10 protein-coding genes are annotated in these 15,023 nt (G+C 70.2%); 1 reads left to right on the top strand and 9 read right to left on the bottom strand.

What is annotated here, in order from left to right; genetic code table 11:
* Together ACZ60E_RS45555 and ACZ60E_RS45550 are read right to left on the bottom strand one after the other, a co-directional pair.
* On the bottom strand, positions 1-2,103 hold a 2,103-nt coding region (locus ACZ60E_RS45555; RefSeq protein WP_469448204.1), incomplete at its 3' end, for an alpha-1,4-glucan--maltose-1-phosphate maltosyltransferase.
* Between the two features lie 258 nt (positions 2,104-2,361).
* The gene (locus ACZ60E_RS45550; RefSeq protein WP_469448203.1) at positions 2,362-3,561 is read right to left on the bottom strand and encodes a S8 family peptidase; all 1,200 of its coding nucleotides are present in this window, start codon (positions 3,559-3,561) and stop codon (positions 2,362-2,364) included.
* A gap of 322 nt (positions 3,562-3,883) precedes the next feature.
* Between ACZ60E_RS45550 and glgP the strand changes: the two genes are divergently transcribed.
* On the top strand, positions 3,884-6,502 hold the full coding sequence (gene glgP, locus ACZ60E_RS45545) for an alpha-glucan family phosphorylase (protein WP_469448202.1): 2,619 nt from the start codon (positions 3,884-3,886) through the stop codon (positions 6,500-6,502).
* Between the two features lie 77 nt (positions 6,503-6,579).
* Here the strand turns inward: glgP and ACZ60E_RS45540 are convergent, their stop codons facing one another.
* The 7 genes from ACZ60E_RS45540 to ACZ60E_RS45510 form a co-directional block, all read right to left on the bottom strand.
* Positions 6,580-7,086 carry a DUF1990 family protein gene (locus ACZ60E_RS45540; protein WP_469448201.1) on the bottom strand — a complete coding sequence of 169 codons (507 nt, stop codon included), beginning with the start codon at positions 7,084-7,086 and terminating at the stop codon, positions 6,580-6,582.
* Positions 7,087-7,180: 94 nt separating this feature from the next.
* The gene (locus tag ACZ60E_RS45535) at positions 7,181-8,827 is read right to left on the bottom strand and encodes a M4 family metallopeptidase (RefSeq protein ID WP_469448200.1); all 1,647 of its coding nucleotides are present in this window, start codon (positions 8,825-8,827) and stop codon (positions 7,181-7,183) included.
* A gap of 319 nt (positions 8,828-9,146) precedes the next feature.
* The gene (locus ACZ60E_RS45530; RefSeq protein WP_469448199.1) at positions 9,147-11,183 is read right to left on the bottom strand and encodes a M4 family metallopeptidase; all 2,037 of its coding nucleotides are present in this window, start codon (positions 11,181-11,183) and stop codon (positions 9,147-9,149) included.
* A 339-nt stretch (positions 11,184-11,522) separates the two neighbouring features.
* A complete protein-coding gene (locus tag ACZ60E_RS45525; protein ID WP_384807685.1) occupies positions 11,523-12,263 on the bottom strand; it encodes an IclR family transcriptional regulator in 741 nt (246 codons plus the stop codon).
* A gap of 85 nt (positions 12,264-12,348) precedes the next feature.
* A complete protein-coding gene (locus ACZ60E_RS45520) occupies positions 12,349-13,650 on the bottom strand; it encodes an MFS transporter (RefSeq protein ID WP_469448198.1) in 1,302 nt (433 codons plus the stop codon).
* Positions 13,651-13,664: 14 nt separating this feature from the next.
* The gene (locus tag ACZ60E_RS45515) at positions 13,665-14,666 is read right to left on the bottom strand and encodes a hypothetical protein (protein WP_469448197.1); all 1,002 of its coding nucleotides are present in this window, start codon (positions 14,664-14,666) and stop codon (positions 13,665-13,667) included.
* Positions 14,667-14,754: 88 nt separating this feature from the next.
* Complete coding sequence (locus tag ACZ60E_RS45510) at positions 14,755-14,883, bottom strand: hypothetical protein (protein ID WP_384807680.1); 129 nt, start codon at positions 14,881-14,883, stop codon at positions 14,755-14,757.
* Between the last annotated feature and the right edge of the window lie 140 nt (positions 14,884-15,023).

The raw sequence follows: 15,023 nt of genomic DNA, 5'->3' as shown, positions 1-15,023 counted from the left end.
CGCGTGCCAGTCGAGGCCGAGTCGTGGCATGTCCAACGAGACCGTGGCTTCCTGGGTGTGGTGGGGGTCGAGGTTCACGACCACCAGAACCGTGTTCGATCCGCGTGCGTCCGTGACCGACTTGGAGTACGCGAGCACCGCCTCCTTGTCCGTCTGGTGGAAATGCAGGTCACGCAGTTGTCGAAGGGCGGGGCTGCGGCGCCTGATCGCGTTGAGTTCGGCAATCAGGGGCGCGATGCTACGGCCTTCGCGTTCTGCCGACTCCCAGTCTCGCGGACGTAGTTGGTACTTTTCGGAGTTCAGGTATTCTTCGCTGCCGTCGCGCACCGGCACGCCTTCGCACAGCTCGAATCCGCTGTAGACACCCCAGGTGGGCGAGAGCGTCGCCGCCAGCACGGCCCGGATCTCGAAAGCGGGCCGGCCGCCGTGCTGCAGGAACTCCGGGAGGATGTCGGGGGTGTTGACGAAGAAGTTGGGCCTCATATACGCGGCCGCGTCACCGGAGAGTTCGGTGAGGTATTCGGTCAGTTCCTCTTTGGTGTTGCGCCAGGTGAAATACGTGTAGGACTGCTGGAAACCGATCGCGCCGAGCGTGTGCATCATCGCCGGGCGGGTGAACGCCTCGGCCAGGAAGATCACATCGGGATCGGTGCGATTGATCTCCCCGATCACCTCTTCCCAGAAGATGACCGGTTTCGTATGCGGATTGTCGACCCGGAAGATCCGTACGCCGTGGCTCATCCAGAACCGCAGCACCCTGAGCGTCTCCCGCACCAGGCCCGGCATGTCCTTGTCGAAGGCGACCGGATAGATGTCCTGGTACTTCTTCGGCGGGTTCTCCGCGTACGCGATCGTGCCGTCGGAGCGGTGGTGGAACCACTCCGGGTGCTTCTCCACCCAGGGGTGGTCGGGGGAGCACTGGAGGGCGAAGTCGAGCGCGATCTCCAGGTCCAGTTCCGCGGCCCGGCGCACGAAGTCGTCGAAGTCGTCGATCGTGCCGAGGTCGGGATGGACGGCGTCGTGCCCGCCCTCCGGCGAGCCGATCGCCCATGGCACCCCGACGTCGTACGGGCCGGGGTCCAGCGTGTTGTTGGGGCCCTTGCGGAAGGTCGTGCCGATGGGGTGCACCGGTGGCAGGTACACCACGTCGAAACCCATGCCGGCGATCGCGGGCAGCCGCTCGGCCGCCGTTCTGAACGTACCGCTGACCGGCGGTTTCCCGGGCTCGACCACCGCGCCTTCCGAGCGCGGGAAGAACTCGTACCAGGAGCCGAACAGCGCCCGCTCCCGCTCGACCTGGAGGTTCAGCGGTTCGGCGGCGGTGATCAGCTCGCGCAGGGGATGGCGGGCGAGGACGTGGTCCACGTCGGGGGTCAGCGCGGCGGCCAGCCGGGCCGCCGCGGAACGGCTGGTGTCGCGCAGGGCCTCCACGGCCGCGAACATCGCCTCCCGCCGCCCCTTGCTCTTCGGCACCCCGGCCGCGGCACGCTCGTACAGCAGCGCGCCCTCCTCCAGGACGAGCTCGGTGTCCATGCCCGCCGGGATCTTGATCCGGGCGTGGTGGCGCCAGGTGGTGATCGGATCGCCCCAGGCCTCCACGGTGTACGTCCAGAGGCCGGGCGCCGGTACGGAGACGGTGGCGCCCCAGCGGTCGGTGCCGGGGGCGAGTTCGCGCAGGGGTGTCCAGGGGCCCGTGCTCCCCCCGGGGCCGCGCAGCACGACGTTCGCGGCGACCGCGTCGTGACCCTCCCGGAAGACCGTCGCGGAGATCTCGAAGGACTCTCCCACCACGGCCTTCGCCGGGCGTCGGCCGCCCGCGACGAAGGGACGTACGTCCAGGACGGGGATACGGCCGATCACGGGGGTGCTCACGGAGGCACTTTCGGGGCTGGGGGCGGCGGGGGCGGCCTGCGTCGGCCCGGTCGGAGTGGTCGGACTGGTCGTGCTGGTCGTGCCGGTCGGAAGGGCCGGTTCCGCCGGAGTCGCCTTCTCGGCGGTCCGGGTCTTCGATGCCGGTGGGCGGTGTGCTTTCTCCCCCGGATCCGGGGGTGGTGTGGTGCCGGGCGTCGGGGGTGGTGACGGCTGGTGGTGCTTGGCGGGCATGACCGCTCCTGTCCGCGTCAACGTGGGCGGGCGGATGAGAGTGCGGGGAGGTGGTCCCTGCGGTGCGCTACCGAGGGAGCCTTCCCTCCCCTTTCGGGTGAGCAATCCGGCACTTTGTTAACTACTCGCGCGTATGTCCACACACAAGACCGGCCTCGCCCGTTGGGAATCCGCCACTGATCTGCAGAGCGTCTACTGATCCGTGAAGCATCTACCCGGGATTCGCGGGACGAGACCGGTCGGTGAATGTCTAGTTGGTCAAGGGTTGTCCACCTGCAGGAGTCTGTCGGGGGAGCCAGGACCCACGCCCGACAGCTCTCCGGCGGCGGCCCGGTCGACGAGTGCTCCGGCGACCTCGGCGGGAGCCGCCGAGGAATGGTCGGCGAGATACAGCGCGGCCGCGCCGGCGGCATGGGGCGACGCCATCGAGGTACCCGAGAAGGTCGCCGTGCCCGTGTCGCTCGTGTGCGAGGCGGAGGTGACACCCACGCCCGGCGCGAACAGGTCGAGCCGCGCGCCCCAGTTGGAGAAGAACGCCCTCGCGTCGTTCGTGTCGCTCGCCCCGACCGTGATCGCCTCCTCGACCCGGGCCGGTGAGTCGAGGCTCGCCGAACGGTTCTCGTTGCCCGCCGCGATCGTGTACGTGACCCCGGACGCGATGGAGTTGCGTACGGCGGCGTCCAGCTGCGCGCTGGCGGGGCCGCCCAGGCTCATATTGGCGACGGCCGGTTTCACGGCATGGGTCGTCACCCAGTCGATACCGGCGATGACCTGCGACAACGTACCGGCCCCCGTATCGTCGAGCACCCGGACGGCGACGACCCGCGCCTGCTTCGCGACCCCGTACGTCGTGCCCGCGATCGTGCCCGCCACATGGGTGCCGTGACCCTGCCCGTCCTGCGCCACGGCGTCGTCGTCGACGAAGTCCCAGCCGGAACTCGCCCGCCCGCCGAAGTCCTGGTGGGTGACGCGTACGCCGGTGTCGATGACGTACGCCGTCACGCCCTGCCCCGCCGACTCCGGCCAGGTGTAACTTCCGTCCAGCGGCAGTTCCCGCTGGTCGATGCGGTCGAGGCCCCACGGCGGGTCCGACTGCTGGTGCTCGACGGTCACCGTGGCGTCCCGTGCGACCGAGGCGACCCGGGGGTCGGCGGCCAGCCGCCGCGCCTGCCGCTCGCCGGCCCGCACCGCGTAGCCGTTGAGCGCCGTGCTGTAGGCGTGGCTTATTTTCGCTCCGTACGCGGTGGCGACCGCCCTGCCCGCCTTCGACGGAGCCTTCGTTGCCCCTTTGAGCGTCACGATGTAACTGCCACTGACGGAGCCGGCTCTCGCGCTGCCGGATATCCGCCCCTCGGGCGCGGCGTGCGCGGGCGGAGCGGGAGCCGAGACGGCCGCTGCCGTCAGGACCGCGGTCAGGCCTCCCGCCAGGTGCAGCCGCCGTGTGCGCCTCACTGTCATGGTGTGCGCTCCCCTCGTCGACATGCGGCAGCCTCTCGTGCGCCGCGAACCCCCACAAGCCCGCACGCCGGTGCGGAATCGGCCATATCGCCCGCCCCCGCACAGAAGGCCGCGCCCCGTCAGGGGCGCGGGGAACTGCGCGGCCCGCCCCCACCGAGCCCGCGGTTCCACCGCACGCACTCCCGGCGGAGCACTGGCGCAGCGCTCCGCGCGGCGCTTCGCGCCGTGGTTGCGGAGCACCCGCGCCGCTACCGTCGTGGATGACGTCCGTACGTCCTTGGCGACAAGCCCGTTGTGAAGCCCTTTGTGAAGGTGGAAGCTCGTGAAGGCCATCCGCAGGTTCACCGTGCGTCCCGTACTCCCGGAAGCCCTCCACCCCCTCAGCGATCTGGCGCGCAACCTGCGCTGGTCCTGGCATGCCGAGACCCGTGACCTCTTCCAGTCCGTGGACCCCGAACGCTGGACCGCCTCGGGCTGCGATCCCGTACAGCTCCTCGGGAACGTGTCGTCCGGACGGCTGGCCCAGCTGTCCGACGACAGAAGGTTCCTGAGGCGGCTGTCCGCCGCCGCCGACGACCTCAACGACTATGTGACGGGCGACCGCTGGTACCAGTCCCAGCCGTCCGAACTCCCCGCCGCCATCGCCTACTTCTCACCCGAGTTCGGCATCACCGCCGCGCTCCCGCAGTACTCCGGAGGCCTCGGCATCCTCGCCGGGGACCATCTCAAGGCCGCCAGCGACCTCGGCGTACCCCTCATCGGTGTCGGACTGCTGTACCGGCACGGCTACTTCCGGCAGTCCCTGTCCCGGGACGGCTGGCAGCAGGAGCACTATCCGGTCCTCGACCCCAACGAACTGCCCGTCTCCCTGCTGCGCGAGACCGACGGCACCCCCTCCCAGGTCTCCCTGGCCCTCCCCGGCGGTACGGCCCTGCACGCGCGCATCTGGCTGGCCCAGGTCGGCCGGGTCCCGCTGCTGCTGCTCGACTCCGACGTCGAGGAGAACGACCTCGGCGAGCGCGGGGTCACCGACCGGCTCTACGGCGGCGGCAGCGAGCACCGGCTGCTCCAGGAGATGCTGCTCGGCATCGGAGGCGTACGCGCCGTGCGTACGTACTGCCGGCTCACCGGCCACGCGCGGCCCGAGGTGTTCCACACGAACGAGGGCCACGCCGGCTTCCTCGGTCTGGAGCGCATCCACGAACTGTCCTACGAGGACCTCGACTTCGGGGCCGCCCTCGAAGCGGTCAGGGCCGGGACCGTCTTCACGACCCACACCCCCGTGCCCGCCGGCATCGACCGCTTCGACCGGGAACTGGTGGCCCGCCACTTCGGCCCCGACGCGGAACTCCCGCGCATCGACGTCGAACACATCCTGCGCCTGGGCATGGAGACCTACCCCGGCGGCGAGCCGAACCTCTTCAACATGGCCGTGATGGGACTGCGGCTCGGCCAGCGCGCGAACGGCGTCTCCCTCCTGCACGGCCAGGTCAGCCGCGAGATGTTCTCCGGGCTGTGGCCCGGCTTCGACCCCGCCGAGGTCCCCATCACCTCCGTGACGAACGGCGTCCACGCCCCCACCTGGGTGGCCCCCGAGGTGTTCCGGCTCGGCGCCCGGCAGATCGGCGCGCAGCGCACCGAGGACGCCCTCACCGTCGGCGGCTCCGAGACCTGGGACGCCGTCGCCGACATCCCCGACCAGGACATCTGGGAACTGCGCCGCTCCCTGCGCGAGCAACTGGTGGCCGAGGTACGGGAGCGGCTGCACGCGTCCTGGCGGCAGCGGGGCGCGGGGGCGGCCGAACTGGGCTGGATCGACGGCGTACTCGACCCGGACGTCCTGACCATCGGCTTCGCCCGCCGCGTCCCCTCCTACAAACGCCTCACGCTGATGCTGCGGGACCGCGACCGCCTCATGGACCTGCTGCTGCACTCCGAACGGCCCGTCCAGATCGTGGTGGCGGGCAAGGCCCACCCGGCCGACGACGGCGGCAAACGCCTCGTACAGGAACTGGTGCGCTTCGCCGACGACCCGCGCGTACGCCACCGGATCGTCTTCCTGCCCGACTACGGCATGGCGATGGCGCAGAAGCTGTACCCCGGCTGCGACATCTGGCTCAACAACCCGCTGCGCCCTCTGGAGGCGTGCGGCACGTCGGGCATGAAGGCCGCGCTGAACGGCTGCCTCAACCTGTCGGTCCTGGACGGCTGGTGGGACGAATGGTTCCGGCCGGACTTCGGCTGGGCGATCCCCACGGCGGACGGCACCGCGGTCGACGACGACCGCCGCGACGAACTGGAGGCCTCGGCCCTCTACGACCTGCTGGAACAGCGGGTGGCCCCGCGCTTCTACGAACTCGGCCAGGCGGGCCTGCCCGACCGCTGGATCGAGATGGTCCGCCAGACCCTCTCCCACCTGGGACCCAAGCTCCTGGCGGGCCGCATGGTCCGCGAGTACGTCGAACGCCTCTACACCCCTGCGGCGCTGGCCCACCGTTCCATGGACCACCCCGCCGCGAGGGAGCTGGCGGTGTGGAAGTCCCGGGTGCGGGCGGCCTGGCCGCACATCACGGTCGACCACGTCGAGACGACGGCCGCGACCGCCACGGCCGAACTGGGCTCGACGCTGTCCCTGCGGGTCCTCGTCGGCCTCGGCGAGCTGGCCCCGGACGACGTCGAGGTGCAGGCGGTCTCGGGGCGCGTCGACTCCGAGGACCGCATCACGGACGGCACGACGTTCCCGCTGAAGCCCGCGGGCGGCCCGGACGCGGAGGGCCGCTGGCTCTACGAGGGCCCGCTCTCCCTCGACCGCACGGGCCCCTTCGGCTACACGGTCCGCGTCCTCCCCGCCCACCGGCTCCTCGCCTCCAACGCGGAACTGGGCCTGGTGGCGGTCCCGGCGGAGGAGCTGGTGGAGGGGGCGGGGGTGCTCATGCGGTGAGCTGAGGTGCGGTGAGGTGCCGTGCGGTGAGGTGAGGTGCGCTGAGATGAAGTGGCGTACGGCGGGGCGGCCGGGGGCTACGCCTCGTCGAACTCCGCGCACATCCGCCGCAGCACCGCCCCGCACCGGCGCGCGTACGCGTGCTGCAGGCCGCGGGTCGCCGGGCCGCCCGCGCGGGTGTACCACTTCGCCGGGCGGCTGAAGGCGGTCACGGTCAGCCAGACCGTGCCGTCGCCTGTGCGGTCGACCACGAAGGCCTCCTCGCCGGACTCCGGATGGCCGGGCAGCGTGCCGTAGGCCCAGCCGGCGCGGCGGGGTTCGTCGAGGGTCCAGACCACGCGGCAGGGCGCCTTGATGAGGGAGCCCAGGCCGACCGTCACGTCGACGCCCGGGGCGGCCTCGGCGGCCTCCGTCGTGATCGTGACACCGGCCGCCCTGTGGACTTCCCAGGTCATGACCGCCTGCGAGGCCGATTTGAAGACCTCGTGGCCCTCGCCTATGCGGGTGCGGACGTGCAGCGGGTGGAAGCCGGGTGGGCACCGGCCGTCGCGGGTCGCGCCCACATCCTCGTACGTGAAGGGCATGGGCACCAAGAGTAGGGCGGTACCCGGGACCGATCTCGTCCCGGGTACCGCCCTGCTCACTGCCGCGTGGGTGTTATGCCACGTTCACGCCGGACTAGGCGACGTTCACGCCGGACCAGGCCGCCGCCACCGCCTTGTACTCGGTGCTCGTCGAGCCGTACAGCGCCGACGCCGCGCTCAGCGTCGCCGTACGGGCGCCCGCGTACTTCGTCGTGGACGTCATGTACTCGGTGAGCGCCTTGTACCAGATCTTGATGGCCTTGTCGCGGCCGATGCCGGTGAGCGTCGTGCCGTTGGACGTCGTGGAGTTGTAGCTGACGCCGTTGATCGTCTTGGCGCCGCTGCCCTCCGACAGGAGGTAGAAGAAGTGGTTCGCCGGGCCGGAGGAGTAGTGGACGTCCACCGAGCCGAGGCTGGACGACCAGCTGTCCTTGGACGCGCCGTCCTTGCTCGGCTTGTCCATGTAGCGCAGCGGGGTGCCGTTGCCGTTGATGTCGATCTTCTCGCCGATGAGGTAGTCGCCGACGTCGGACGAGCTGGCCGCGTAGAACTCGACCGCCGTGCCGAAGATGTCGGAGGTGGCCTCGTTCAGACCGCCGGACTCACCGCTGTAGTTGAGGCCCGCGGTGTTCGCGGTCACGCCGTGGCTCATCTCGTGGCCCGCGACGTCCAGCGAGGTGAGCGGCTTGACGCTGCCCGCGCCGTCGCCGTACGTCATGCAGAAGCAGGAGTCTTGCCAGAAGGCGTTGACGTACGCGGTGCTGTAGTGGACGCGGGAGTAGGCCGCGACGCCGTTGTTCTTGATGCCGGTGCGGCCGAGCACGTTCTTGTAGAAGTCCCAGGTGACCTGGGCGCCGTAGTGCGCGTCGACCGCGGCGGTCTGGGTGTTGGACGCCGCGCCCGTGCCCCAGGTGTCGTCCGCGTCGGTGAACAGGGTGCCGGTGCCGGAGGTGCCCTTGTTCAGGTTGTACGTCTTGTGCGAGCCCCGGGACGTGTCGTTGAGCTGGTACGTCGAGCCGGAGAGCGAGGTGCCGATGGTGACCGTGCCGGAGTACTGGCTGTTGCCGATACCGGTCTTGACCGCCTCCCACTCGTACAGCTTCTTGCCCGACTCGGCGTCGGTGACGACGTGCAGCTCCTGCGGGGTGCCGTCGTGCTGGAAGCCGCCGACGACCGTCTCGTAGGCCAGGACCGGCTTGCCGTCGGCCGCCCAGATGACCTTGCGGGGCGCCTTGTCGGCGGCCGACTTGGTGCTGCCCTCGGCCTTCGCGGCGGTCACGGCCTGCTTCTCGGCCGTCGACTTGGCGATCGACGGCGTGACGTCGGTGACCTTGATGGTGGCCTTCGTCGCCTTGGTCACGCCCTGCGTCGTACCGGCCTTGGTCTCGTGGACGACCAGGTCGCCGCCGAGGACGGGGAGTCCGTCGTACGTGCGCTCGTAGCGGGTGTGGGTCGTGCCGTCGACGTTCTTGACGACGTCTCTGACGACCAGCTTCTCCTTGGCGCCGAGACCTATCTCGTCGGCGGTCTCCGTGGTGGCGGCGTCGGCCTTCGCGATGAGGCTCGCACGGGCCGCCGGGGACAGCTGGACCGCGGACGCGGCGAGCGTCGCGTCGGAGCTCTCCGCCGGGGTCTGGGCGGAGGCACCGGTGGTCAGACCGGTGGTGAGGAGAGCACCGGCCGCGACGGCGGTGGCGATGGCCAGGGAGGTGCGGTTGCGACGCGCGTAGAGGGGGGTCACACAAGCTCCTTCGTGGGGGGTGTCCGACCGGTATGGGGAAGCGGTCGGGCTGCTGTGAAGTTGCGGTGCGGGTGTGCCTGCCGTGCCAGGTGAACAGTGCCAGGTGGGTCGCGTACATGTCAGCGGGGCAAATGGAGGTTGGCCGGAAATCGTCCGCTGCCCGAAGATCGGCGTACGCAATGCGGACTTGATCGCCCGCAAAGTCCGGGCAATGGAACCGGAATCGAGGGGCAAGGCGGCGGCAAAGCCGGAGCAAAGAGGGTGCCGCCCCGGGAGGTGGATCCCGGGGCGGCACCCGTGGTGGAGCGGGGTCGCGCGGCTAGCTCGTCGGGAAGGTGATCTTCCAGCCGTTGATCCTGCCGACGTCCTGCGCCGCCTGGTCCTGCACCTTCAACTGCCAGGTGCCATTGGCCACTTCGGTTGAAGCGTTGACCGTGTAGGGCTCGGTGACGTTGTCCGCCGAGTCCGAGGAGCTGAAGGACTTGAGGCGGTACGTCGAGCCGTCGGGCGCCACCAGGTCGATGACCAGGTCACCGCGCCAGGTGTGCGTGATGTTCGGCGTCACGATCAGGTTCGACGGGGCGTTTCCGGCCTGGCCGGAAACAGTTATCGAGGAGGTGACAGCGGCTCCGTTGTCCGGAATCGATACCGCGGTCGTGTTCTCGAAGGACGTGCCGCCGCCCCCGCCGCCGGGCCGGGTGCCGACGTTGATGCCCGCCCAGGCGTTCTGCACGGCCGTGTACTCGGCGCTGGTCGTGCCGTACAGCTCACCCGCGACCGCGAGCGTGCCGGTGCGGGCCGCCGCGTAGTTGGTCGTGGACGTGAACTTCGTGGTGAGCGCCTTGAACCAGATCAGCGCGGCCTTCTCACGGCCGATACCGGTGACCGGCAGACCGTCGGAGGTCGGCGAGTCGTACGCGACGCCGTTGACGGTCTTGGCGCCGCTGCCCTCGCTGAGCAGGTAGAAGAAGTGGTTCGCCGGACCGGAGGAGTAGTGCACGTCCACCGAGCCGATGCCCGAGTACCAGCTGTCCTTGGACGCGCCGTCCTTGCTCGGCTTGTCCATGTACCGCAGCGGGGTGCCGTTGCCGTTGATGTCGATCTTCTCGCCGACCAGGTAGTCGCCGACGTCGGAGCTGTTGCCGGCGTAGAACTCGACGGCCGCCGCGAAGATGTCGGAGGTCGCCTCGTTCAGACCGCCCGACTCGCCGCTGTAGACGAGCCCCGCGGTGTTCGCGGTCACGCCGTGCGTCATCTCGTGCGCGGCCACGTCGATCGACGTGAGCGGCTTGGCGTTGCCCGACCCGTCGCCGTACGTCATGCAGAAGCAGGAGTCCTGCCAGAAGGCGTTGACGTAGTTGCTGCTGTAGTGGACGCGGGAGTACGCGCCGACACCGTCACCGCGGATACCCGTGCGGCCCTGGACGTTCTTGTAGTAGTCCCAGGTCAGCGCGGCCCCGTAGTGGGCGTCCGCGGCGGCCGTCTCGGTGTTCGAGGCGGCGCCGTTGCCCCACACGTCGTCCGGGCCCGAGAAGAGCGTGCCGGTCCCCGACGTACCGCGGTTCAGGTTGTTCGTCTTGTGGTTCCCGCGCGTGGTGTCCGTGAGGTTGTACGTCGACCCGGACTGCGCGCTGCCGAGCGTCACCGTGCCGCTGTACTGGGTGTTGCCGGTGCCGTTCTCGACGCCCTGGTACTCGTAGAGCTTCTTGCCGGTGGCCGCGTCCGTGATGACGTGCAGCTCGTTCGGGGTGCCGTCGTGCTGGAGGCCCCCGACGACCGTCTCGTACGCGAGCGTCGGCTTGCCGCTCGCCGCCCAGATCACCTTGCGGGCGCCGTCGGCCCCGGTCCGCTTCGAGCCCTCCGCCGAGGCCGCCGTCAGCGCCTGCTTCTCGGCGACCGCCGGCTTCACGGCCGCGCTGGTGGTGAGCCCCGTGAGTGAGGCCCGCACCGCCCGCGTGACGCCCTCCGTCCTCCCCGACTTCGCGGTGTCGACGACCAGGTCGCCGCCGAGGACCGGGAGTCCGGCGTAGGTGCGCTCGTAGCGCGTGTGGACCGTGCCGTCCGCGTCCTTGACGACGTCACGGACGACGAGCTTCTCCTTGGCGCCCAGGCCGAGTTCCGCCGCGGTGTCCGTCTTCGCGGAGTCGGCGTCGCGGATCAGCGCGGCGCGCTGGGCGGGGGAGAGCTTGACCGCCAGGGAACCCTTGTCGAGCTTGCCCGGGGCGGGTGGGGCGTCGGCCGTCGCGGCGCCGGTCTGGACGGCCGCGGCGAGCAGGGCGGCGACGGCGACGAGCGCGCCGGCCGTGGCCTTGCGGGGGATGGAGCGGGCTGTGGGTCTGTGGGAGGTGCGCTTCAACACGGACTCCTTCTGCGTGGCCACGAACGCGTGGCCAGGGGGGACCGGACGGTCGAGAGCCGTCCGGGCAGAACAAGACGGAACGCAGAACCACGTGCTTGTACGTGCGCTGGTGCAGGTGCCGGCACTTGTGCCTGTGGGGCCACGTGCGGGCAGAGCCGTTCACCACTCCACAGCGGTTTCTGTGAGGTTGCTGTGAAGTGGTCGTGGGAAGAGTGGCAGGAGATCTGCCGTTCTGTCAGGTGCGCAACAGCAAGTTGGCCGAAAGGCTCCGTTGTCCGGATGGTCATGTTCGGTATACGGACCAACTGCCGTCCTGCCGGACGGCTGTACGGCGGTTCAACGGGTGCGCAGCGTGGCGCTGATGGCCTTGCCCGCCTGGGCGACGGTGTCGGCGAGCCGCGGCAGCGGGGACGACGCGTCGGTCACCACGCACAGCGAGGCCATCGGCGAACGGCCCGACCCGTACAGCGGAGCGGCCACGCAGTCCACACCGGCGACCGTCTCCTCATGGTCGAACGCGACGCCCCGCTCCCGGATCTGCTCCGCGTCCGCCGCCCAGGACAACGGCAGCGGGCCCATCGGCAGGCCGGGCCGCGCACCGGCGACGAGCACCTTGCCGGCCGCGGTCGACCAGGGATACATCGCGCCCGGACGCACCGGAACGATCTCGTCCACCTCGCCGGGGACCGCGGCGACGACCATGGTGCGGCCCTCCCGCAGCACATTGATGGCCACCGTCGCGCCGGTCGTCTCGGCCAGCCGGCGCACCGGCCCGCGCGCCGCGCGCAGCAGCCTCGGGTGCGGTTGCCAGCTGCGGCCCAGCCGGAAGATGCGCGAACCGATGCGGTAACTGCCCCCGCATCGCTCGATCGCGCCCAGCTCGACCAGCTGCCCCAGGAGCCGGTGCGTGGTCGCCTTCGGTAGACCGCTGTCCGAGGCGAGCCTGGTGAGTCCCGCCTCTCCGGCCCGTTCCACGGCCTCCAGCAAGGAGAAGGCCCCCTCCAGGACACCCCGGCCGTCCGTGGACCGCGGGATCGTCCCGAACCGCGGTAACTGCTCCACATCGCTCAACGACATACTTGTTTTCCCCCGTGTTTCCCGTTTCCCCGTGTGTCGCACAGGTGGCCGTCAACGGGCGGCGGCCACCGTCGAATTCAACGAATCACCGGTCGTGGACCAGGTCAACGTCATCGGCGGCCGTCCGCCCGCTGTGTCCGGACTCACACAGGGCCACCCTGGAGTAGAGGGCGACCAGGGCCAGACCGGCGCTCATGCACAGCAGCAGAATCCGGTACGGCACCAGGCCGACCAGGATCGCGCCGAAGCCGATCGACACCGCGAACGGCACGTTGACGGCGAAGTTGAGCGCCCCCGAGATCCGTCCGGTGAGCGCGTTCGGTGTGCGGCGCTGGGCCGCCGTGGTGATGCCGACCACCAGCGGAGGGGCGCCCGCACCGGCGAGCACGGCTCCGGCGACCACGAAGGGCAGCCCCCCGCCCGTCTGCAGCAACAGGCCTGCGGAGAAGCAGCAGAGCCCCGTGGCGATCTTCCGGAAGTCCCCGATCCGGCTGTTCAGCGCGGTGACGAGCGCGCCCGCGGCGACCGATCCGATGCCCTCGGCACTGGTCAGGAAACCGATGTACGAGGCCGGCCGGCCGATGCCCTCCACCACCGCGAAGACGACCGCCTCCGAGAAGCCGATGGTCAGCCCGAAGACGAACCCGGTGAACAGGAGCCGCCGCAGCACCGGAACTCCCGCCATGTGCCGGATGCCCGCGGCGGCCTCGGACCCGAACGACCCGCCCCCCGACCCGGATTCGCTCCCCGAACCGGATTCGCCCCCTGCCTCCGGCTTGCCGGGCGTGTCCGGCACGGGAAAACCGCTCCCGGTACCGCCGCCGCGCACCGGGATCAGCGCCACGCACAGGGCGGCGACGACGAAGGTGGCGGCGTCCAGCGCGATGACGGTCCGTGCGCCCGACGCCGCGTAGAGCAGGGCGCCCGCCGCGGGTCCCGCCAGTTGCATGGTCTGCCGGACCGTCGCCAGCATGCCGTTGGCCCGGCCGAGCGACTCCTCCGGGACCATGGACCGGCTCAGTCCGTTCACCGCGGCGGAGATCACTCCGGCGCCCAGTCCGCCGCACACGGCCACCAGGTAGAGGATCCACAGATCGCCGCGGTCGTGCACGGCGAACAGCGGACCGAGCAGCACGGCCGACCCGAGAGCGGCCGAGACGAACACCGTGCGGCGCGGGAAACGATCGGCGACGAGCCCGGTGAGCGGCGCGGCGAACGCGGGCAGCGTGCCGGCGAAGATCATGCTCGCGGCCAGGCCGTTCGACCCGGTCAGGTCCTTCACCCACATGCCGAAGACGATCGCGAGGAGCCAGTCCCCGAAGCCGCTGACCGCCACCCCCGCCAGCAGCAGGAAGAAGCCCCGGTGTCTCGCCGTCGGCGTTGTCACGGCGCGTTCGCCCCTCATGCCGCGGCGAGTCCGACCTTGGCGGCGGGCAGGACGAAGTCGATGTGAGCGCCGCTCACGCCGTCGCCGACACCGATGTGCACCCCGCCGGCCCCCTCGTTGATCTGGGAGTTGACCGACCAGTCGAGGGCGCCCAGGATCTCGGTGTTCGTGCCGAAAGAGAACTCGATGAGCCGTGAGCCGCTCTCGCCCGCGTACCGGGCCAGCTCGCTCGCCCAGTCCTCGCCCCCGCACACGGCGGACACGACATGGCAGTCCTCGACCCGGACGAGCATGCCCCCGGCCTCGGCCACCCGGGCCGCCAGCTCCCGCGCCCCCTTCAGGGCCGGTGCGTCGAGGTCGAGTTGCGGATGCCGTGCCACACACAGTCCGTCGGCCCAGAAGGTGCCGTCGGCGGTGTACGAGGCCTTGCCGCCGCCCGTGCCGGTGCCGCCTGTGTCGCTGTGGCTGCCGGCGTCGGCATCGGCGCCGACGTCGAGGCTGCTGTCGATGTCGACCTCGAAGTACTCGGCGATGCTCACGAACTCGCCCACGTCGAGCAGGGGTTGGAGCCGGGTGACCACCACGATGTCGTCCCGCACGACCTGGAAGGTCAGCGAGGTCCGGTCACTGCCGACGACGAGCGGGCGCCGGGCCCTACGCAGCACCGAGGTCCAGTCCCGGTTGCCCTTCGTGGACGCGGCCAGGTCGCTCGTCAGCATGAGGTCGAGCGAGTAGCGCGCGGCGCCGGGGGCCGGGTCGAAGGACACCAGCGGCACCCAGAGCACCCGGCTCCCGGCGAACAGCTCGTGCAATGCCTCCCGAGGGCCCAGACTCGCGTAGTCGCAGCCGACGAGAACCACGGACTCCGGCGGCTCCGATATCTCCGCCAAATGCTCGCTGGGAAGTCCCCGCGCTGCCATCAGATCCACGACGTACTGCCGGTCGGAGATGAACAGGACATCCCCGTCGGGAAATACGGAACGCAGGCCCGGCCATATCTCGAATACGTCTTTCATCTTTTCCCCCTCGGCTTTTCTGTCCTTGTACCTGAGACCGCCGGGCCCGCCACGACGTGGGCGGACCCGGCGAACGGATCAGACGTGATCAGTAGACGTACGCCTTGACCGGCCGGTCGAAACCGAGCTCGGCAAGGGTGGTCACGTCGCGCTCGGCGGAGTCCTCCAGGTTGCCCAGAAGGTCGCTCGCCTGCGTTCCCATGTTTTCCTTCGACATTTCCCGACTCCTTTTTCAACCATCCAGATCGGTGTCTGGCTGCGTTAGCCTCGAAGTTTCGTGACGGTCCGCCGACGGAGTCGATGGACCGTTTTCGTGCCGTGGGTGAAGGCTGTGCAGGCCCAGGGCCCGAGTGTCGC

The organism is Streptomyces sp. NPDC102514 (genome assembly GCF_055584525.1).
Note: the sequence above shows the minus strand (reverse complement) of the source record. Positions and strands in the feature narration are given on the sequence as shown.

Coding starts and splice junctions, on each gene's coding strand:
- ACZ60E_RS45515 (WP_469448197.1), bottom strand. CDS start 14,666: ATGAAAGACGTATTCGAGATATGGCCGGGCCTGCGTTCCGTATTTCCC.
- ACZ60E_RS45525 (WP_384807685.1), bottom strand. CDS start 12,263: ATGTCGTTGAGCGATGTGGAGCAGTTACCGCGGTTCGGGACGATCCCG.
- ACZ60E_RS45550 (WP_469448203.1), bottom strand. CDS start 3,561: ATGACAGTGAGGCGCACACGGCGGCTGCACCTGGCGGGAGGCCTGACC.
- ACZ60E_RS45510 (WP_384807680.1), bottom strand. CDS start 14,883: ATGTCGAAGGAAAACATGGGAACGCAGGCGAGCGACCTTCTGGGCAAC.
- ACZ60E_RS45540 (WP_469448201.1), bottom strand. CDS start 7,086: ATGCCCTTCACGTACGAGGATGTGGGCGCGACCCGCGACGGCCGGTGC.